At 55.3% G+C, this 2160-nt stretch carries 3 protein-coding genes; all 3 read left to right on the top strand.

From position 1 onward, the window contains the following. A partial coding sequence (locus ABYA88_RS16200; protein ID WP_373188417.1) for an alpha-1,2-fucosyltransferase occupies positions 1-379 on the top strand: 379 nt, incomplete at its 5' end. A 48-nt stretch (positions 380-427) separates the two neighbouring features. Then, positions 428-1495 (top strand): dTDP-glucose 4,6-dehydratase, encoded by a 1068-nt coding sequence (gene rfbB, locus ABYA88_RS16195; RefSeq protein ID WP_373188416.1) that lies wholly within the window; start codon positions 428-430, stop codon positions 1493-1495. Continuing rightward, positions 1492-2160: glucose-1-phosphate thymidylyltransferase RfbA (rfbA, locus tag ABYA88_RS16190; protein ID WP_373188415.1), on the top strand; the 669-nt coding region annotated here is incomplete at its 3' end. The genes rfbB and rfbA, both read left to right, overlap by 4 nt.

The following is a 2160-nucleotide window of genomic DNA, read 5'->3' as shown; positions in this document are numbered from 1 at the left end:
GAGTAATCCGGCGGCAGCTAAGCTCCATGGTACCAGCCCTGTCGACTATTACCGCGCCGCTGTCGCTCACATCCAGCAATGGGTCGCCGAGCCGAGATTCTTCATATTTTCGGATGACCTGACCTGGTGCCGCGAAAACCTGGTCGGCATCGTCCCGGATAACACTGTTTTCGTCGAGGGCTTTCCCGGCCACGAGGACTTCCACCTGCTTTCACGTTGCAAGCACAACATCATTGCCAACAGCGGCTTCAGCGCTCTCTCAGCCTGGCTGAATCGCAACCCGCACAAACAGATTGTCAGCCCGCAGCAGTGGTTCGCCAACGAGGAGGCCAATAACGCCCAGCGTTCGCAATTGCCCACCAGTTGGCATTATCTGTAGCCCCTGACTCCGACCGCGACACAACCGAAGAAACTGAAGGGGCCGTATATGAAAATTCTGGTTACCGGCGGTGCCGGCTTTATCGGCTCAGCGCTGATCCGGCATATCATCGATAACACCGAGCATTATGTGATCAACGTGGACAAGCTCACCTATGCTGGCAATCTTGAATCGCTGAGTCCGGTCGCGGACAGCTCACGCTACCTCTTTGAGCAGGCCGACATCTGCGACGCCGAGGTCCTGAAAGATATCTTTGCACAGCACGCCCCCAATGCCGTCATGCACCTGGCGGCCGAATCCCATGTCGACCGCTCGATAGAAGGTCCGGGCGCATTCATTCAGACCAATGTGATAGGTACCTATACCCTTCTGGAAGTAGCGAGACACTACTGGGCCCGACTTGATCCGGAGAAGCGTAGCGCGTTCCGTTTTCACCATGTCTCTACCGATGAAGTCTACGGCGATCTGGATAACCCAGAGGATCTGTTCACCGAAGACACGCCATACGCTCCCAGCTCGCCATACTCGGCGTCAAAGGCAAGCTCGGATCACCTGGTGCGCGCATGGAGCAGAACCTATGGATTGCCTGTCATACTAACCAACTGCTCGAACAATTACGGCCCCTACCATTTTCCCGAGAAGCTGGTTCCCCATATGATTCTCAATGCCCTGGCAGGTAAACCATTACCAGTCTATGGGGACGGATCACAAATCAGGGACTGGCTATATGTGGAAGACCATACGCGCGCACTGCTCGAAGTTCTGACCAGGGGAAAGCCCGGCGAAACCTACAACATTGGCGGCCATAACGAGAAACGTAACCTGGAAGTGGTCGAGACCATCTGCGACCTGCTTGATCAACAGGCACCGTCTGAGCGCGACCCTGCTATTGCGTCCTATAGAGACTTGATTACCTTCGTGAAAGACCGACCAGGCCATGACAAGCGCTATGCCATTGATGCCAGCAAGATTCAGCGCGAACTCGGCTGGCAGCCTACCGAAACGTTCGAATCGGGAATCAGCAAGACAGTACAATGGTATCTGACCAATCGTTCCTGGTGGCAGCGCGTCATGAGCGGCGACTATCGGCTCACACGACTTGGAGAAAACACATGAAAGGCATCGTACTCGCTGGCGGCTCCGGCACGCGGCTTTACCCCATCACCAAAGGCGTGTCCAAGCAGCTGCTCCCGATCTATGACAAGCCGATGGTCTACTATCCCTTGTCGGTCCTGATGCTGGCGGGTATCCGCGATATTCTATTGATCAGCACTCCAGAGGATATTAGCGGCTATCAGCGTCTGCTCGGCGATGGCAGTGACTACGGCATTCGCCTGAGCTACGCAGAACAACCGAAACCTGAGGGTCTTGCCCAGGCCTTCATTATTGGCGAGGACTTTATCGGCGACGATTCAGTTTGCCTCGTACTCGGCGACAACATCTTTTATGGCCAGGGCTTCACACCACTGCTGCAAAAGGTAGCCGCCCGGACTGCAGGTGCGACCGTATTCGGCTATCAGGTAAAGGATCCCGAGCGTTTCGGCGTAGTCGAGTTCGACAAAAACAGGCGCGCCGTTTCACTCGAAGAAAAGCCCGCGAAGCCTAAATCCAATTACGCCGTGACCGGTCTGTATTTCTATGACAATGCCGTTATCGAGATAGCCAAGCAGGTCCAGCCGTCAGATCGCGGAGAACTGGAAATTACCAGCATCAATCAGGCTTACATGGAGCGAGGCAACCTCAACGTTGAGCTGCTCGGCCGCGGCTTTGCCTGGCTGGAT

Origin of the sequence: Halopseudomonas sp., assembly GCF_041579695.1 — a bacterium.
Taxonomy (GTDB): domain Bacteria; phylum Pseudomonadota; class Gammaproteobacteria; order Pseudomonadales; family Pseudomonadaceae; genus Halopseudomonas.
The sequence above is the reverse complement of the archived record's forward strand: the minus strand, read 5'-3'. Positions and strand labels throughout refer to the sequence as shown.